The 17,600-nt window shown below is 68.8% G+C and carries 12 protein-coding genes; 7 read left to right on the forward strand and 5 right to left on the reverse strand.

Translation table 11 applies throughout. From position 1 onward, the window contains the following. Window positions 1–130: 130 nt before the first annotated feature. Complete coding sequence (locus G6N50_RS18165; RefSeq protein WP_083097680.1) at window positions 131–1,231, forward strand: sensor domain-containing diguanylate cyclase; 1,101 nt, start codon at window positions 131–133, stop codon at window positions 1,229–1,231. Between the two features lie 30 nt (window positions 1,232–1,261). Here the strand turns inward: G6N50_RS18165 and G6N50_RS18170 are convergent, their stop codons facing one another. From G6N50_RS18170 to G6N50_RS18180, 3 genes are all read right to left on the reverse strand, one after another. After that, window positions 1,262–3,091, reverse strand: a complete 1,830-nt coding sequence (locus tag G6N50_RS18170; protein ID WP_083097678.1) for a phosphoenolpyruvate carboxykinase (GTP) — start codon at window positions 3,089–3,091, stop codon at window positions 1,262–1,264. A gap of 141 nt (window positions 3,092–3,232) precedes the next feature. Beyond that, window positions 3,233–4,795: a hypothetical protein gene (locus tag G6N50_RS18175; RefSeq protein WP_179970029.1), complete on the reverse strand. Its 1,563-nt coding sequence runs from the start codon at window positions 4,793–4,795 to the stop codon at window positions 3,233–3,235. Then, window positions 4,792–5,883: a hypothetical protein gene (locus tag G6N50_RS18180; protein ID WP_083097674.1), complete on the reverse strand. Its 1,092-nt coding sequence runs from the start codon at window positions 5,881–5,883 to the stop codon at window positions 4,792–4,794. Before G6N50_RS18180 ends, G6N50_RS18175 begins: the two co-directional genes overlap by 4 nt. Before the next feature lie 195 nt (window positions 5,884–6,078). On the opposite strand from G6N50_RS18180, the gene trmB reads away from it, so the two are divergent. Genes trmB through G6N50_RS18195 form a run of 3 tightly spaced genes read left to right on the forward strand, consistent with a single transcriptional unit; the run spans window position 6,079 to window position 10,556 of the window. Then, entirely contained in the window at window positions 6,079–6,861 is a 783-nt protein-coding gene (trmB, locus tag G6N50_RS18185; protein WP_179970168.1) for a tRNA (guanosine(46)-N7)-methyltransferase TrmB, read from the forward strand. 13 nt (window positions 6,862–6,874) lie between these two features. Next, window positions 6,875–7,591, forward strand: coding sequence for an NYN domain-containing protein (locus G6N50_RS18190; protein WP_067835098.1), 717 nt, complete (start codon window positions 6,875–6,877; stop codon window positions 7,589–7,591). Between the two features lie 49 nt (window positions 7,592–7,640). Continuing rightward, window positions 7,641–10,556 carry an MMPL family transporter gene (locus G6N50_RS18195; protein ID WP_083097670.1) on the forward strand — a complete coding sequence of 972 codons (2,916 nt, stop codon included), beginning with the start codon at window positions 7,641–7,643 and terminating at the stop codon, window positions 10,554–10,556. Window positions 10,557–10,598: 42 nt separating this feature from the next. Here the strand turns inward: G6N50_RS18195 and G6N50_RS18200 are convergent, their stop codons facing one another. Beyond that, on the reverse strand, window positions 10,599–11,747 hold the full coding sequence (locus G6N50_RS18200; protein WP_083097668.1) for an AI-2E family transporter: 1,149 nt from the start codon (window positions 11,745–11,747) through the stop codon (window positions 10,599–10,601). 157 nt (window positions 11,748–11,904) lie between these two features. Between G6N50_RS18200 and G6N50_RS18205 the strand changes: the two genes are divergently transcribed. After that, window positions 11,905–13,095 (forward strand): lysylphosphatidylglycerol synthase transmembrane domain-containing protein, encoded by a 1,191-nt coding sequence (locus tag G6N50_RS18205; RefSeq protein ID WP_083097720.1) that lies wholly within the window; start codon window positions 11,905–11,907, stop codon window positions 13,093–13,095. On the opposite strand, the gene G6N50_RS18210 is transcribed toward G6N50_RS18205, so the two are convergent. Then, window positions 13,092–13,646, reverse strand: a complete 555-nt coding sequence (locus G6N50_RS18210; protein WP_083097666.1) for a hemophore — start codon at window positions 13,644–13,646, stop codon at window positions 13,092–13,094. The two genes, G6N50_RS18205 and G6N50_RS18210, sit on opposite strands and share 4 nt — an antisense overlap. 349 nt (window positions 13,647–13,995) lie before the next feature. On the opposite strand from G6N50_RS18210, the gene G6N50_RS18215 reads away from it, so the two are divergent. Then, window positions 13,996–17,040, forward strand: a complete 3,045-nt coding sequence (locus tag G6N50_RS18215; protein ID WP_163650865.1) for an MMPL family transporter — start codon at window positions 13,996–13,998, stop codon at window positions 17,038–17,040. Continuing rightward, complete coding sequence (locus G6N50_RS18220; RefSeq protein WP_083097662.1) at window positions 17,037–17,597, forward strand: transcriptional regulator; 561 nt, start codon at window positions 17,037–17,039, stop codon at window positions 17,595–17,597. The genes G6N50_RS18215 and G6N50_RS18220 overlap by 4 nt, the downstream gene beginning before the upstream one ends. The last annotated feature ends 3 nt before the right edge of the window (window positions 17,598–17,600 follow it).

The raw sequence follows: 17,600 nt of genomic DNA on the forward strand, positions 1-17,600 counted from the left end.
TGACGGGTGTTAAGTGGTCGCCCGGGGCGGCGCACCCGAGCGTGTGCGGGGGCGGAATGCGGATAAGCACACTGCCCGCGGCCCCGGCGGTTAGCCTTGACGGGTACGCCACTTCGGCACGGAGGTGCGCATGACCGCCGAGCAGGTATCGGAGCCTGCGGCCTCTCCCTCGCCGAACCCCACATTCGTCGTGTCCGACTATGTCGACGGCATGGAGCGCCTGGTGCATGCCATTCAGGAACTCTCGCTGGCCCGCAGCCTGCCCGACATCCAGCGGATCGTCCGGTTCTCGGCGCGCGCGCTGACCGGCTGTGACGGCGCGACCTTCGTGCTGCGGGAAAACGACCGGTGCTACTACGCCGACGAGGATGCGATCGCCCCGCTGTGGAAGGGCAGCCGCTTTCCCATCAGGTCCTGCATCAGCGGGTGGGCGATGCTCAATCGCGACGCGGCGGTCATTCCCGACATCTACCGCGACCCGCGCATCCCGCACACCCTGTACCGTCCCACCTTCGTCAAGAGCCTGGTGATGGTGCCGATCCGCAAGCTGGACCCGATCGGCGCGATCGGCAATTACTGGGCCGACCCGCATCAGCCGTCCGAACAGGAGGTCCACCTGCTGCAGGCGCTGGCCGACTCGACCTCGATCGCGATGGAGAACATCCAGCTCTACTCCGAACTGGAGCAGCGGGTCCGCGACCGCACCGCGGCGCTGGAGAACGCCAACGAGGAGATCCGCCGGCTGTCGGTGACCGATGAACTGACCGGGCTGAACAATCGTCGCGGCCTCTACCTGCTGGCCGAGCAGAAACTCAGGGGGGCGCACCACCTCGGCCACAGCTGCGTGCTCGCCTTCCTCGACGTCGACGGCCTCAAGAAGGTCAACGACGAGCTGGGCCACGAGGTGGGCGACGCCCTGATCAGGGACGTCGCCCACGTGCTGCGGACCATTCGGCGCGAGTCCGACATCCTGGCCCGCATCGGCGGCGATGAATTCTGTGTGATGGTCACCGAGAACGACGGCGACACGGCGTCACTCAAGGAGCGGCTCGCCAACGCGTTCTCGAACTTCAACACCACCAGCGACCGGCCCTACCACGTGTCGGCCAGCATCGGGCTGGTGCGGGTGCCGGTGTCCGACAACTCCACCGTGGACGAACTGCTGGCCCGCGCCGACGAGCTGATGTACGAGGAGAAGAAGGCCAGCCCCAATTCGCGGCTCGCTGGCTGATCAACCCGCGACCGGCCGGGCTCGGCCCGCCTACTCGGTTTCCGCCAGCCGCTGCTTGAGGGCCTCGAACTCGTCGCGGACCCCGGTGGGCAGCCTGTCGCCGACGAACTCGAACCACTCTTCGATCAGCGGCAGTTCGTCGCGCCACTCGGCCGGGTTGACGGCCAGCGCCTTGGTCACGTCGTCGCCGTCGATGTCGAGTCCGTCGAGGTCCAGGTCCTCGGCCGTCGGCACGATGCCGATAGGGGTGTCCTGGCCGCCGGCCTGGTGCTCGATGCGGTCGACGATCCACTTGAGCACCCGGCTGTTCTCGCCGAAGCCCGGCCACAGGAAGCCGCCCTCTTCGTCGCGACGGAACCAGTTGACGAAGAACACCTTCGGCAGCTTGGACTCGTCGGAGTTCTTGCCCAGGTCGATCCAGTGCTGGAAGTAGTCACCGACGTGGTAGCCCAGGAACGGCAGCATGGCCATCGGGTCGCGGCGCACGGTGCCGACCTTGCCCTCGGCGGCGGCGGTCTGCTCGCTGCCCATGGTGGCGCCCATGAACACGCCGTGCTGCCAGTCGCGGGCCTGCGTCACCAGCGGCACCGTGGTCTTGCGGCGCGCCCCGAACAGGATGCCGGAGATCGGCACACCCTGCGGGTCGTCCCACTCCGGCGCCAGGATCGGGCACTGCGACATCGGGGTGCAGTACCGCGAGTTCGGGTGCGCCGCCTTGGTGTCCGTCTCGCGCAGGATCCAGTCGTTGCCCTTCCAGTCGATCAGGTGGTCGGGCTCGCCCTCCAAGCCTTCCCACCACACGTCGTGGTCGTCGGTCAGCGCGACGTTGGTGAAGACGGTGTTGCCGGCCTCCATGGTGCGCATCGCGTTGGGGTTGGACTTCCAGTTGGTGCCCGGCGCGACGCCGAAGAAGCCGAACTCCGGGTTGACCGCGTACAGGCGGCCGTCCTTGCCGAACCGCATCCAGGCGATGTCGTCGCCGAGGGTCTCGGCGCGCCAGCCCGGGATGGTCGGCTGCAGCATCGCGAGGTTGGTCTTGCCGCACGCCGACGGGAAGGCCGCGGCGAAGTAGTACGCCTTGTTCTCCGGGGAGATCAGCTTGAGGATCAGCATGTGCTCGGCGAGCCAGCCCTCATCGTGCGCCATCGCCGAGGCGATGCGCAGCGAGTAGCACTTCTTGCCCAGCAGCGCGTTACCGCCGTAACCCGAGCCGTAGCTCATGATCTCGCGGGTCTCCGGGAAGTGGGTGATGTATTTGGTGTCGTTGCACGGCCAGGGCACGTCCTTCTGGCCCGGCTCCAGCGGGGCGCCCACGGAGTGCAGCGCCTTGACGAAGAATCCGTCGTCGCCCATCTTCTCCAGCGCCGCCTTGCCCATCCGGGTCATCACCTTCATCGAGATCACGACGTACTCGGAGTCGGTGATCTCCACACCCAGCTTGGGGTCCTCAGCGCCAAGCGGGCCCATGCAGAACGGGACTACCCACATGGTCCGACCGCGCATGCAGCCGCGGTACAGGTCGGTCATGGTGGCCCGCATCTCGGACGGGTCCGTCCAGTTGTTGGTCGGGCCCGCGTCTTCCTGGCGCTCCGAGCAGATGAAGGTCCGGGACTCCACCCGCGCCACGTCGGACGGGTCCGACAGCGCCAGATAGGAGTTGGGGCGCTTTTCCTCGTTGAGCTTCTTCAGGGTGCCGGCCTCGACCAGCTGGGTGGCGAGCCGGTGGAACTCCTCGTCGGAGCCGTCAGCGAACACCACCCGGTCGGGCTGGGTGAGCTCGGCAACCTCCTGCACCCATGACAGCAGGCCCTGATGGTTCGTAGGTGCTGTGTCCAAACCGGGAATGGTCGCTGAGGTCATCGAACTCTCCTGGATTCGTCTGCGTATCGGGCTGGTCGCTCGCTATGCTCTCGCCCACACAATTAAGGGATTGGTGGCGTTAACTACAGGTTATCGTGAGGATCTTGTCCGGGAAGTCCCGGGCGGGTATAAGCCTTCTCACTACAACGATTCAGAGGATCCCGCCGGATTGCCATCGTCGCTCCTTGAAGCGGTTTTTTCGGTGTCGTCATTACCGGCTTCTTCAGCGTGACTTTCGTCCTCTCGTATATCCGGTTCGCCCAGTTCTGCACGCACCGCCGCCAGCGCGGCCGTCACCGCGGGCATCTCCCGATCCCGCGCGGCCGCGGCCTGGGCGGCGGCCAGCGCGTGCTCGCGCAGTTCCGCGTCGATGACGCTCACGGAGGCGGACACCTGCGCGCTCTCGGTCTCGTCCTGGGCCAGTAGCGCTCTGCTCAACAGCGACTCGGCGACCAGCACGCGGGTGGCGACCAGCTCCTCGACGACCGATTGCAGCGACGACGTCACGTCGCCCGCCCAGCGGTCCAGCAGCGCGCGGTCGTGCAGCAGCGCACGGATGTTAATCACCATGAAGGTGAGCGCCACCGAGATCGCCACGCACGCCAGGGCCGCGACGACGGCCAGCGCGGGATTGAGCCGCGACGCCAGGCCGCTCATCAGCCGGCTCAGCGTCAGCGCCACCCCGAGTCCGAACCCGACGCCCAGCAGGATCATTAGCCAGGTTTCCTGTCGGCGCGATTTCAGCGGCGGCGGTGACACGTCGACCACCGGCAGCTGCTCGAGGGGCGGCAGCTTCATCGGCACCTCGACCACCCGCGCGACCTCGGCCAACTGCGTGTCGATGCCGTCGCCGACCTCGACGACGACCGCATCCAGCCGCTCGCGGGCGTGCGCCTCGAAGCCGGGCATATCGCGGCGCGGCAAACCCGCCGCGTGTTCCTGAAGTTCGGTGCGCAACGCCGCGCACCGGTTGCGCGCGGAGTGCGACAGCGTGACCCGCGACTGCTGGATCTGACCGCGCAGCGTGATGGTGCGCTCGCTTTTCGCCTGACGTCGCTGCTGCAACGCGGTGCTGCGCTCCTCGCGCAGCGCCTCGACCCGGGCCCGCCGGCCGGACCCCTCGGCCTCACGGTCAACCCGCCGCGCCATCCTCTGCAGCCGAGATTCCCACGCCCGCAACCTGTTTCGGCGCGGAAGATCTGGGTCATCGAGCTGCGCCGAGACGGTTGCGACCAGGTCGTCGACGTCCGCATCACCCAGGTCGGGCAGGGCCGCCGCACCCACCCATGGTGTGCGGCCGTGGCGGGGCGCGTGCGCGCCCAACGAGTCACGGTTGGCGGCGACGATATCCCGCCAGTTGAGATGCACGTCGATCTTGGACACCACCCCGACGACCGCGTCGGTGTGCTCGGTCGCGGCGTCCAGCAGGGCGCAGTCCGACGGGGTCAGGTTCGCCGCCGCGGACACGACGAACACCACCGCCGTCGGCACCTCGCCGGGCCCCAGGTCCGCCGACTCCACAAACTTGTGCTGCGGCAGCCGGTCACGCAGGGCGTCGGCCACCGCACTGACCCCGGCCATCCACGGGCCGGTCACCAGCACCACGTCACAGCGCTGAATCGCCGGCGGATCCAGCCCCGGCCCGGCCGCCGCGACCAGTGCGTCCACCGCGGCGACGGGATCGTCGCCCGATTCGCCGCTCACCAGGTTTCCCCCGGCAGCGACGCACAGGCCTGGGACCACAGCCGCAGCGATCCCCGGGCGATGTCGGCGCCGCAGGCGCGGTGCAGTTCGCTGGCCGACGCGCGGCTGTAGCGCTGCCACCGTACCGCCCGCGGCAGGTGCGCGGACGGATCGCGATGCGCGCCGAGGGGCTGCCGGCCGCCCGGGTCCAGCCCGGCGGCCTCGGCCAGGTCGACGGCTGCCGCCATCCGGGCGACCACGGTGTCGTCGCGGGACAGGAACCCGCTGATGCGCTCGCCGAGCCTGCCGCCCCCGACGGCCAGCGCCTCAAGTTCCGCGACGGCGTCCAGCACCCGCTGATAGCGCGCCTTGGCGCCCATCACGCCGATCCTGGCGACGACGGCCTCGACACCGCTCATCCGGTGCAGCAGCGTCAGCACCTGGGCCGGGGTCCGGCCCTGGCGGAGCGCGGCGACCGCCAGCGCGGCGCCGAACAGGTCGAGGGTGTCCAGCAGGCGCTGCCGCACCTCGGTCGGCACCGGGGTGTCGGCGGCCAGGAATCCGGCGAATGAGCCGTCGAAGCAGGTGGTGCCCCCGGGGTGAGCGGCGAGCGTGGACAGCGCCGTCCACAGGGTGCTGTCCAGGTCGTTGAGCGCGGCGACGGCAAGGAGACCGGTCATCGGCTCCATCGGCGCGCCGATCAGCGCCGAGAGCTGCGTGCATTTCGTGCGTGCCGCCGCGACGGGCCCGTCGCCGCCGCGGCCGGACAGCGAGCCCGCCAGATCGGCCTTGGTCAGCACCGCCAGCACCGGCCGCTCGGCCGCCGCGATCGCCCAGGCATCCTCGGGCTTGACCACCTCCGCGAGCGCGTAGACCACCACGTCGGCGTCGCCATCGGTCGCCGGGTGCTGGACCGCGATGCCCGCCGCGCGTCCGGCGCCGTCCAGGGCGCGGCGCACGGTACGGCAGCCGACCCCCGGGCGGCCGCGCACGACCACGCGCAGGGGCGCGGCGGTCCGCCGCGCGATCGCCGTCACGGGCGGGTCGACGTGGCCGGCAGCAAACCGCGCCAGCTCGTCGACGAAAATCTGGTGTCCCTGTCCGCTCATATCCCGCCTGTTCGGTCTCCGATAGACCCCCACGCCCGGCCGGCGTTGCCGCTCCTGGGTGCGGCGCCGCGGCCGAGCGGTCCCACCGAATGGTGGCACCCGCGTCACCAAGAAGCGAGCCACCGTTAATCAGTTACCAGCTCGAGGCAACTGTTGGGTATCAATCCGGACCAGGGCCGGCTACATCCGACGTTTATAGGCCACCATGGACAAATGCATGCGCAGCGCGGGGTGGCGATGTCGTCCGACACGCCGACCGGTGACCCGGTCCGCCCCGACCAGCGCTACCTCCCGGCCACGGCTTTCCGATCGCGGCGATCGGCGCTTTCCGACGCTCAGCGCCAGACCTGGGAACGGCGCTGGCCGGAACTCGGTCTGTCGGTAGGCGCCGCGGCCGACGAACCCGACGGCGGCGGACCGCCACTGGATACGCGCGCGTGGTTCGGCCGCGAGGCACCGCTGGTGCTCGAAATCGGTTGCGGCAGTGGCATATCCACGCTGGCGATGGCCAAGGATGAGCCCGGTGTCGATGTGATCGCGGTGGAGATCTACCGCCGCGGGCTGGCGCAGCTGCTGTGCGCGATCGACCGCGACAAGGTGAGCAACATCCGGCTGATCCGCGGCAACGCCGTCGACGTCCTGCAACGCCTCATCGCACCCGCTTCGCTGACCGGGGTTCGGGTCTTCTTTCCCGATCCGTGGCCGAAAGCCCGGCACCACAAACGCCGTTTCCTGCAGCCGGGCACGATTGGCTTGATAGCCGACCAGCTACTCCCTGGTGGTGTCCTGCACGTTGCGACGGACCACGCCGGCTACGCCGAACACATCGCCGAGGTCGGCGCGGGCGAACCCCGGCTGCGCCCGGTCGAACCCGGCAGTGCCCTGCCGATCTCGATCGTCCGCCCGACCACCAAGTACGAGACGAAAGCTCAAGAAGCGGGCAGCGCCGTCACCGAATTCATTTGGCTTAGACGATGAGTAGGCGATGAGTATGAGCCTGACTGAAGAGAGCGCGGCGGGGGCCGAACCCGTCGCGCCGCCGGCGGTGCTGACCGGTGACGCGCTGGGGGGCGGTTTCTCTCCCCCGGGTGGGCGGGTGCTGCTGGTGTGGGACGCCCCGAACCTCGACATGGGCCTGGGCTCCATCCTGGGCCGGCGCCCGACCGCCCTGGAACGGCCACGGTTCGACGCCCTGGGACGCTGGTTGTTGTCGCGCACGGCCGAGGTCAGCGCCGGGCGCCCGGGCGTCGTGGTGGAACCTGAGGCCACCGTCTTCACCAACATCGCGCCGGGCAGCGCCGACGTCGTCCGGCCGTGGGTGGACGCGCTCCGGAACGTGGGTTTTGCGGTGTTCGCCAAGCCGAAGATCGACGAGGACAGCGACGTCGACCGCGACATGCTGGCCCATATCGAACTGCGGCGCACCCAAGGTTTGGCGGCGTTGGTGGTGGCTTCCGCCGACGGCCAGGCGTTTCGTCACCCGCTGGAAGACATCGCCCGAAGCGGGGTCAGCGTCCAGGTGATCGGATTTCGCGAACATGCGAGTTGGGCGCTAGCGTCGGATACCTTGGACTTCGTTGATCTGGAGGATATCGCTGGTGTCTTCCGGGAACCGTTGCCGCGGATCGGCCTAGATTCGCTGCCTGACCAGGGTGCGTGGCTGCAGCCGTTCCGGCCGCTGTCCGCGCTGCTGACCGCGCGTGTGTGACACTGGAAAACCTATGCGCGGGTCGTTAACGATCCAGTAAGGAGCTTGCGTGTTCGCCTGGTGGGGTCGAACTGTGTACCGGTATCGGTACATCGTGATCGGGGTCACGGTAGCTCTGTGTCTGCTCGGCGGCGTCTTCGGAGTCAGCCTGGGCAAGCATGTTACACAGAGCGGCTTCTACGACGACGCCAGCCAATCCGTCAAGGCGTCGGTGCTGGGCGACCAGACCTACGGCCGCGACCGCACCAGCCACGTGGTGGCCACCTTCACCGCGCCCAGCGGCAAAACGGTCGACGACTCGGCCTGGCGGGACAAAATCGTCGCCGAGCTCAACAAGTTCAAGACCGATCATCCCGACCAGGTCGTCGGCTGGGCCGGCTGGCTGGCGGCGCCGGAAAGCACCAACCCGGTCATCAAGGGAATGGTCAGCGACGACAAGAAGCACACCTTTGTCAGCATCCCGCTGAAGGGCAACGACGACGACAGCATCCTCAACAACTACAAGGCCATCCAGCCGGAGCTGCAGAAGCTCGACGGCGGCACCGTGCAGTTGGCCGGCCTCGAGCCGATCGCCAACGCGCTGACCGGCACCATCGCCACCGACCAGCGCCGCATGGAGGTGCTGGCGGTGCCGCTGGTGGCGGTGGTGCTGTTCCTGGTGTTCGGGGGCGCGGTCGCGGCCGGCCTGCCGGCCATCGTGGGCGGCCTGAGCATCGCGGGCTCGCTGGGCATCCTGCGGCTGGTCGCCGTGTTCGGGCCGGTGCACTTCTTCGCCCAGCCGGTGGTGTCGCTGATCGGTCTGGGTATCGCCATCGATTACGGGCTTTTCGTGGTGAGCCGGTTCCGGGAGGAGATAGCCGAGGGCTACGACACCGAGGCGGCGGTGCGAAGAACCGTGATGACGGCCGGGCGGACCGTGGCGTTTTCCGCGGTCCTGATCATCGCATCGAGCGCCAGCCTGCTGGTATTGCCGCAGGGATTCGTGCACTCGCTGACCTACGCGATCTTCGCCGCGGTGGGCCTGGCGGCGCTGCTGTCGATCACCTTCCTGCCGGCCTGCCTGGGCATCCTCGGCCGCCACGTCGACGCGCTGGGCGTGCGGACCGCCTTCCGGGTGCCGTTCCTGCGGAATTGGAAGTACTCGCGGGCCTACCTGAACTGGCTCGCCGACCGGCTGCAGAAGACCAAGACCCGTGAAGAGGTCGAAGCCGGCTTCTGGGGCAAGCTCGTCAACCGGGTGATGAAGCGGCCGTTGGCCTTCGCCATCCCCATCGCCGTCGGCATGATCCTGCTGGTCATCCCGCTGGGCAACCTGTCGTTCGGCGGCATGAGCGAGAAATACCTGCCACCGGACAACCCGGTTCGCATGGCCCAGGAGCACTTCGACAAGCTCTTCCCCGGCTACCGGACCGAGCAGCTCACGCTGGTGATCCAAAGCTCCAACCACAGCAAGGTCACCGACCAGCAGGTCGCCGATATCCGCAACAGGATCTCCTCGATCGGCGGGTTCACCGACAAGCAGTGGGAGGAACGAGCCTGCCCGACGATCGCCGGCAACCCCTGCGTCGCCGGCCCGAACGGGACGACGGTGCCCAAGGACGGCTCGGTGCGGGTGATCCAGAACGGCTTGGTCAACAAGAACGACGCCGCCAAAAAGATCAGCGAACTGCGGGCGGTGAACCCCCCGAAGGGGCTCAACCTCTACGTCGGCGGTACACCGGCCCTGGAGCAGGACAGCATCCACAGCCTGTTCGACAAGGCTCCGCTGATGCTGGTCCTGTTGCTCAGCGCCACCATGCTGTTGATGTTCCTGGCGTTCGGATCGGTGGTGTTGCCGATCAAGGCCGTTCTGATGAGCGCGCTGACGCTGGGCTCGACGATGGGCATCTTGACGTGGATCTTCGTCGACGGGCACTTGTCGGGCGTGCTGAATTTCACGCCGACCCCGCTGATGGTGGTGGTGATCGCGCTGGTCGTCGCCGTCGGTTTCGGTCTGGCCACCGACTACGAGGTGTTCCTGGTATCGCGCATGGTCGAGGCGCGCGAACGCGGCATGTCGACGGCCGAGGCCATCCGGATCGGCACGGCGACCACCGGGCGGCTGATCACGGCCGCCGCGCTGGTGCTGGCCGTGGTCGCGGGTTCGTTCGTGTTCTCCGACCTGGTGTTGATGAAGTATCTGGCGTTCGGTCTGATGGCAGCGCTGCTGCTCGACGCCACCGTCGTCCGGATGTTCCTGGTGCCGTCGGTGATGAAACTGCTCGGCGACGACTGCTGGTGGGCTCCGCGCTGGGCCCGGCGCCTGCAGAACAAGATCGGGCTGGGTGAGATCGACCTGCCCGACGAGCGCAAGCGGCCCACGCTCAACGGTCGGCCGGCGCGGCCACCCGTGGCGGCCAGCCTGGTCGCCGCGGCACCGCGGCCACCGCACGACCCCACCCATCCCGGCGCGCTGGAGCCGTCACGGCCGGCGCGCCCGGGTCCAGCGGATCCGCGGCCCGCGCACGAACCGTCCCCGAGCGGGAAGGGGCGGCCGAACGACGGTGCGGGCACCACGCGGATCCCGGCCCGTCCAGGCCAGCCGACCGAAGCCAAGACGACCCGCCTCCCCGCCCAGGGAGCGCCCGGCCGTGACCGGCCGGCCGACCTGGGCCCGGACACCAATTCTGCTCAGCAGGCTCCGCAGCCGCCCCAGCGGCCCGCCGCGCCCGGCCCGGCGGCACCGCCGTCCGGTGATCAGACGCGGGCCATCCCGGTTCCCGGCCACCGTTCCGACGACAACGACGCCGCCGAACCCACCACCGCCCTGCCGATCATGCGATCGGAAGGCACCGACCCCAACGTGGCCACCGAGCAGGTGAACGCGCGCGGGCAGGGCGAGAACGGCGACCCGGCGCGGCAACGCCGCCGCTCCGGCGGCGGGCTGTCCGCTCAGGATCTGCTGCGTCGCGAGGGACGGCTTTAGACAGCCGCCGCGGCGCTGCCTAGGCCCGGAAACCGTTAAGCCTCAGCGGGATTCGCTCTTGGGTTTATCGGGTTCGGCCTGCAGGATCGTGTTCTTCTCGTCCGCCTCCTCGGTCTGCTTCTCGGCTTCGGCCGACGGGTCCGGCGCCAGCAGCACCTGGATCGCGTTGTTGAGGAAGGCCACCGTCGGGACCGCCAGCAAGGCACCGACGATCCCGGCCAGCACGCCGCCGGTGGAGATGGCGAGCACCACCCCGAGCGGGTGAATCGAGACCGCGCGGCCCATCACCAGCGGTTGCAGCAGGTGCGCCTCGATCTGGTTGACCGCGATCAGCACGCCCAGTGTGATCAGCGCGTACACCACGCCCTTGGCCAGCAGCGCGACCACGACGGCCACCAGTCCCGAGATCAGGGCACCGACCAGCGGGATGAACGCCCCCAGGAACACCAGCGATGCCAGCGGCAGCGCGAGCGGGATACCCATGATCGCCAAACCGGCGCCAACCCCTGCCGCGTCGGTCAGGGCCACCAGGAAGGTGGCCCGCACGTACCCGATCAGCGATCCGTATCCGGCGTTGCCGGCTTCGTGCACCCGTTGACGCACGTGCGACGGGATGATCCGCACGACGTATTGCCAGATGTTGCGCCCGCCGTAGAGAAAAAAGATCAGCGTGAACAGCACCAGCACCGCCGCCGTGACCAGCTCCGTGACGGTGGCCGCGGTGGAGAGCGCGCCGCTGGTCAGCTTCGCCTGATTGTTATGCAGCGCCTCGATGGCGGCGTTGCCCGCGCTGTCGATCTGTTCGTTGCGCAGATGCGCCGGCCCGTGGATCAGCCAGCGGCGGGTCGATTCGATGCTATGCGTCACCTGCTCGGTCAGGCCGGGCAAGCCGTCGATGAACTGCAGGATGACAAACGCCAGGATGCCCCCCAGGATCCCGAAGCCACCCAGCAACACCAACGCCACCGCGCCGCCGCGGGGCAGGCCCCGCTTGTCCAGCCAATCGACCACCGGCACCAGCAACGCGCTCAACAGCAGCGCCACCAGCACCGAAACGACGATGACTTCGAGTTTCTGCACCACCCATAACAGCGCGAGCACGGCGACAAGGATGACCAGCAAACGCCACGCCCAGGCTGCGGTCTTGCGGACAAGGGGTTCGACCGAGGCGTCGTCGAGGTTTGCTGACATTTGGCCAGCCTATCCGCCGCGGCGCACCGCCAAACGTCTCCGCGGGCGTCCGCGCGTCGTCCGGAACCATCGCCGCCGGCACGATCCGGTTACGACGCCGACACGGTGGGCGATGCGCAGCGATCACGGCGCCACCTGCACCGTTACCCTAAATCACGTGCCGCACGACGCACCCGCCCGCAATCTCGACTTCCCACTCGGGGAAACCTCCCGTGGGAAGTACTGGTGGGTGCGCTGGGTGATCCTCGGCGCGGTAGCCATCGTGCTTGCCGTCGAGGTTTCGCTGGGCTGGGATCAGCTGGCCAAAGCCTGGATGAGCCTGTATGAGGCGAACTGGTGGTGGTTGCTCGCATCGACGGCGGCGGCGGCCGCGTCGATGCACAGCTTTGCCCAGATCCAACGCACGTTGCTCAGATCGGCCGGCGTACACGTCAAGCAGTTGCGCTCCGAGGCCGCGTTCTATGCCGCCAATTCGCTGAGCACCACGCTGCCCGGTGGGCCGGTGCTGTCGGCGACCTTCCTGTTCCGTCAGCAGCGGCTCTGGGGAGCGTCGACGGTGGTGGCGTCGTGGCAGTTGGTGATGTCGGGCGTGCTGCAGGCGGTCGGGTTGGCTTTGCTCGGCCTGGGCGGCGCGTTCCTGTTGGGCGCCAAAAACAATCCGTTCTCGCTGCTGTTCACCCTCGGCGGCTTTGTCGCGCTGCTGCTGCTGGCCCAGGCCGTCGCGTCGCGACCCGAACTGATCGACGGCATCGGCTGCCGAGTGCTGGCGTGGGTCAACTCGATTCGCGGCCGGCCGGCCGAGACCGGTCTGGACAAGTGGCGCGAGACGCTGATGCAGCTAGAGTCGGTGAGCCTGGGCCGCCGCGACCTGAGCGTGGCGTTCGGCTGGTCGATGTTCAACTGGGTCGCCGATGTCGCCTGCCTGGGCTTCGCCGCGTACGCCGCCGGGGACCACGCCTCGGTGGCCGGATTGACGGTGGCCTACGCGGCCGCCCGCGCGGTCGGCACGATCCCGCTGATGCCCGGAGGCCTGTTGATCGTCGAGGCCGTGTTGGTGCCCGGCCTGGTGTCCAGCGGGATGTCGCTGCCCAACGCGATCTCGGCGATGCTGATCTACCGGCTGATCAGCTGGCTGGTCATCTCCGCGATCGGCTGGGTGGTGTTCTTCTTCGTGTTCCGCACCGAGAACGTCACCGACGCCGACGAGGACCCGATCACGGGTCCGCTACCGATCGTGCCGCTGCAGGGTGACCCGCCGGCCGACCCGACCGAGACCGCCCTGCAGGGGCCGGTGCCGCCCGACCGGGATCCGGCCGATCGGAATCCGGAGAAAGACGGCCAGCTCTAGCCGACGGTGTTGCCGCGCGGCGGACCCGGCAGTGGGTTGGTCGCCGCGGGCGGAGCCGGCTGCGGCGCCGCGGCCGGTCCGCCACCGGTGGTCCCGCCCAACGGCGAGGCACCCACGGGGTTACCGGGCAGCGCGGGAAGGCCACCGGCCGCGCCCTGCGCCTGCTGCATCATGCCCATCGCCTGGGGGATGGAGATCGGCAGCTTGCACTGCAGCGACAGGTTGGTCAGCGGCTGGGCAATCGACGTCATGTCACCGGCGACCTTGGGGTTGGCCTCGAAGTAGGACTTCAGCCCGTTCACCGACTGCGGCCCCGCCTGCTGTTGCAGCATCGAGGTCATCGTCTGGTTGGTCTCAGGATGCGAATCCAGGTAGTCGCCCATCGACTTGGAGACCGAGCCGATCGTCCGGGCGACCTCGCTGGCCGCGCACGGGTCGTTGGCCCCGGTCGCCGGGGCGCCGGCCAGGACGGCGACGGCTGCACCGGGCACCGTGGCGGCGATCAGGCCGGCGAAGACCTTGCGGCCCCGTCCAGTGGTGGCTTTCGTCATGGACAACTCCTTCGAGTTTGCGGCGGACCACCGAGATCGGCGCCTCGCAAACGGCTACAAAAGACAGCCGCATCAAGCGCAGCCATCCCCCGAATCCCCGGGGGCCGCGCGGGCCATTCGACATCCTGCCATCGCCGATATCACCGCTGCCAGTCCGAACGGAGCCCGGGGCTGGGATGTGACCGAAATCCCGGTTCGTCACCGGTTCACAACGTCTTGGCAGCGTCTTGGCAACAACGCCGTCGTCGCAGCTCAGGAACCATCAAGCCGACATAATCCACAGACTGCTGCGGTATCGTCGCCAGCACGCGTTACGCGAGAACCGGGGAGCGACAAAATCCAGCAGTTAATGATGCGCCTCAGCCGCAGCCTGCGTAAGTACCGCTGGTTGGTCTTCACGGGCTGGTTGCTGGCATTGGTTCCGGCGGTCTACCTGGCGCTGACGCAATCGGGCAACCTCACCGGCGGTGGGTTCGACGTGGCCGGTTCGCAGTCCCTGGCGGTTCACGACCAACTCGAGGAGCTCTACCACGACCAGGGTGGATCGTCGCTGGCGCTGGTGGCCGCGCCCCGCCCCGACGCCAGCTACCAGGACATGAACGACGCCGTCGCGCAGCTGCGACAGATCGCCACCGGCATCCCCGGCACCACCGAGATCCCCAACCCCACCCAGCGCCCGCCCCAGCCCGACCGGCCCTACGTGCTGTCGGTGCGGCTGGATTCCCGCAACACGAGCGACGTCGCCAAGCAACTTCGCACCAAGGTCGGCATCAAGGGCGACCAACCCGGCCAGACCGCGAACGGGCGGGTGCGGCTCTACGTCATCGGGCAGGGCGCGCTGTCCGCCGCCGCAGCGGCCAACACCAAGCACGACATCGCGGCCGCCGAAAAGTGGAACCTGCCCGTCATTCTGATCGTGCTGCTCGCGGTGTTCGGCTCGCTGGCCGCCGCGGCCATCCCGCTTGCGCTGGGCATCTGCACGGTCGTGGTCACCATGGGCCTGGTTTATCTGCTGTCGGCCTACACCACCATGTCGGTGTTCGTGACCTCGACGGTCTCCATGTTCGGGATCGCGCTCGCGGTCGACTATTCGCTCTTCATCTTGATGCGGTTCCGGGAGGAACTGCGGACCGGACGCCAGCCCCGCGAAGCCGTCGACGCCGCGATGGCGACCTCCGGGCTGGCCGTGGTGCTGTCCGGGATGACGGTCATCGCCTCCCTCACCGGGATCTACGTCATCAACACCCCGGCGCTGAAATCGATGGCCACCGGTGCCATCCTGGCCGTCGCGGTGGCCATGTTGACCTCGACGACCCTGACGCCGGCGGCGCTGGCGACGTTCGGGCGTGCGGCCGCCAAGCGGTCGCGCTTCCTGCACTGGTCGCGGCGTCCCGAGAGCACCCAATCCCGGTTCTGGAATCGCTGGATCGGCTGGGTGATGCGCCGGCCGTGGATGTCTGCGCTGGCGGCATCGCTGGTGCTGCTCGTGATGGCTGCGCCGGCCGCATCGATGGTGCTGGGCAACAGCCTGCTGCGGCAGTTCGATTCGGCGCACGAAATCCGCGCCGGCGTGGGCGCCGCGGCCCAGGCCCTCGGTCCCGGCGCGCTGGGCCCGATCCGGGTGCTGATCAACTTCCCCGACGGCGGCGCGGCCTCGCCCGAACACAGCCACACCGTCGGCGCGATCCGCCAGCGGATGTCGCAGGCGCCCAACATCGTGTCGGTGTCGCCACCCCAATTCGCCGAGGACAACGGCAGCGCGCTGCTATCCGCGGTGCTGTCGGTGGATCCCGAGGACATGAAAGCCCGCGACACCGTCGGCTGGATGCGCGCGCAGCTGCCCAAGGTCCCCGAGGCCGGAACCGCCCGCGTCGACGTCGGCGGCCCGACGGCGCTGATCAAAGACTTCGACGACCAGGTGTCCAAGACCGAACCGCTGGTGCTGGCCATCGTCGCGCTGATCGCGTTCGTGATGCTGCTGGTCTCGGTCCACTCGGTCTTCTTGGCGCTCAAGGGCGTCCTGATGACCCTGCTGTCGGTGGCCGCCGCCTACGGCAGCCTGGTGATGGTGTTCCAGTGGGGCTGGCTGAAGGACCTCGGCTTCGCCCAGATCAGCTCGATCGACAGCACCGTCCCGCCGCTGGTGCTCGCGATGACCTTCGGGCTGTCGATGGACTACGAGATCTTCCTGCTCACCCGGATCCGGGAGCGCTTCCTGCACTCCGGTAACACCCGCGACGCGGTGGCCTACGGCGTCAGCACCAGCGCCCGCACCATCACCAGCGCCGCGCTGATCATGATCGCAGTGTTCGTCGGCTTCGCGTTCGCCGGCATGCCGCTGGTCGCCGAGATCGGCGTGGCCTGTGCCGTCGCGATCGCGGTGGACGCCACCGTGGTGCGGCTGGTGATGGTGCCGGCGCTGATGGCGATGTTCGCCCAGTGGAACTGGTGGCTGCCGCCGTGGCTGTCCCGGGTGCTGCCGTCGGTCGACTTCGACCGGCCGCTGCCGGAGGTCGACCTCGGCGACGTCGTCGTCATCCCCGACGACATCTCGGCGCTGGTCGCGCCCAACGCCGACCTGCGGATGGTGCTCAAGTCGTCCGCGAAGCTCAAGCATCTGGCGCCCGACGCGATTTGCGTGACCGATCCGCTCGCCTTCACCGGCTGCGGCCGCAACGCCGGCCAGGCGGCGTCGGACCCCGACGACGACCAGACCAGGGGCCTGGGACCCGGGCAGATCCCCCACCAGGTCGCCCTCGGCGAGGAGAAGGTCGGCGTCGGCGCGGGCCCGGCCGACAAGAAGCCCGGCCCCAACGGCCACACCAACGGCTCCCCGGCCGCCAAGAGGCGGGTCGCCGGACTGACCTCACGCAACGGCATCGCCAAAGCCATCGCCGGGGCGGACCGGCCCGTTCATCCGGTGACCCTGTGGCGCGGGCGCCTGTCGGTCGCGATCGACGCGCTGGAAAGCGACACCGACACCGTCGGCGACGGACCGAAATACGAACGGCGCAGCCCGGTGGAGACCACCAACGTGCAGCTGCCCACCGGCGACCGGCTGCTGGTCCCGACCGGGGCGGAGACACTGCGGCTCAAGGGCTACCTGATCATGTGCCGTAACAGTCGGCGCGATTATGCCGACTTTGCAGACATGGTCGAATCGTTGGAGCCCGAGACCGCCGCGGTGGTGCTGGCCGGAATGGACAGGTATTACTGTTGTAAATCATCCAGGCGGCAGTGGATTGCCACCCAGTTGGTCCGTCGACTCGCAGATCCCAACCCGTGCGACCACCCGGAAGACCAGGGATCGGAAGCCGACGCCACCTCGGACTGGGAGGCCATCCGGCAGCGCTGCCTGTCAGTGGCCGTGGCGATGCTGGAGGAGGCGAGGTGACGTTGGCACCCGACCGACGCCCCGCACCGCCGCCCCACCGGCCGGGCCCCGAACAACGCCAGCGCGGCAATGGGCCGTCCGGGGGGCCGTCCGGGGGGCCGTCCGGCCCCTTCCAGGACCCCGACCAGCCCGTGGAGTTCTGGCCGACCGCCGCCATCCGTTCCGCCCTGCAGGGTGGTGACATCGCGACCTGGAAGCGCATCGCCGGCGCGCTCAAGCGCGACCCTTACGGGCGGACCGCCCGCCAGGTCGAAGAGGTCCTCGAAGGCACCCGTCCGTACGGCATCGCCAAGGCGCTGTGGGAGGTGCTCGAGCGGGCCCGCACCCATCTGGAGGCCAACGAACGCGCCGAGGTGGCCCGCCACGTGCGGCTCCTGATCGACCGCTCGGGCCTTGCCCCGCAGGAATTCGCGTCCCGCATCGGGGTCTCGGCCGAGGAACTGGACGGCTACCTCGACGGCAGCACCAGCCCGACGGCCGCGCTGATGATCCGGATCCGGCGGTTGTCGGATCGGTTCGTCAAGGTGAAGTCCGCCCGGTCAGCCGAAGCCAACTGATCG

Source organism: Mycobacterium mantenii, from assembly GCF_010731775.1.
Lineage (GTDB): Bacteria > Actinomycetota > Actinomycetes > Mycobacteriales > Mycobacteriaceae > Mycobacterium > Mycobacterium mantenii.

Coding starts and splice junctions, on each gene's coding strand:
- G6N50_RS18170 (WP_083097678.1), bottom strand. CDS start 3,091: ATGACCTCAGCGACCATTCCCGGTTTGGACACAGCACCTACGAACCAT.
- G6N50_RS18200 (WP_083097668.1), bottom strand. CDS start 11,747: ATGTCAGCAAACCTCGACGACGCCTCGGTCGAACCCCTTGTCCGCAAG.
- G6N50_RS18190 (WP_067835098.1), top strand. CDS start 6,875: ATGAGCCTGACTGAAGAGAGCGCGGCGGGGGCCGAACCCGTCGCGCCG.
- G6N50_RS18215 (WP_163650865.1), top strand. CDS start 13,996: ATGATGCGCCTCAGCCGCAGCCTGCGTAAGTACCGCTGGTTGGTCTTC.
- G6N50_RS18210 (WP_083097666.1), bottom strand. CDS start 13,646: ATGACGAAAGCCACCACTGGACGGGGCCGCAAGGTCTTCGCCGGCCTG.
- G6N50_RS18165 (WP_083097680.1), top strand. CDS start 131: ATGACCGCCGAGCAGGTATCGGAGCCTGCGGCCTCTCCCTCGCCGAAC.
- G6N50_RS18180 (WP_083097674.1), bottom strand. CDS start 5,883: ATGAGCGGACAGGGACACCAGATTTTCGTCGACGAGCTGGCGCGGTTT.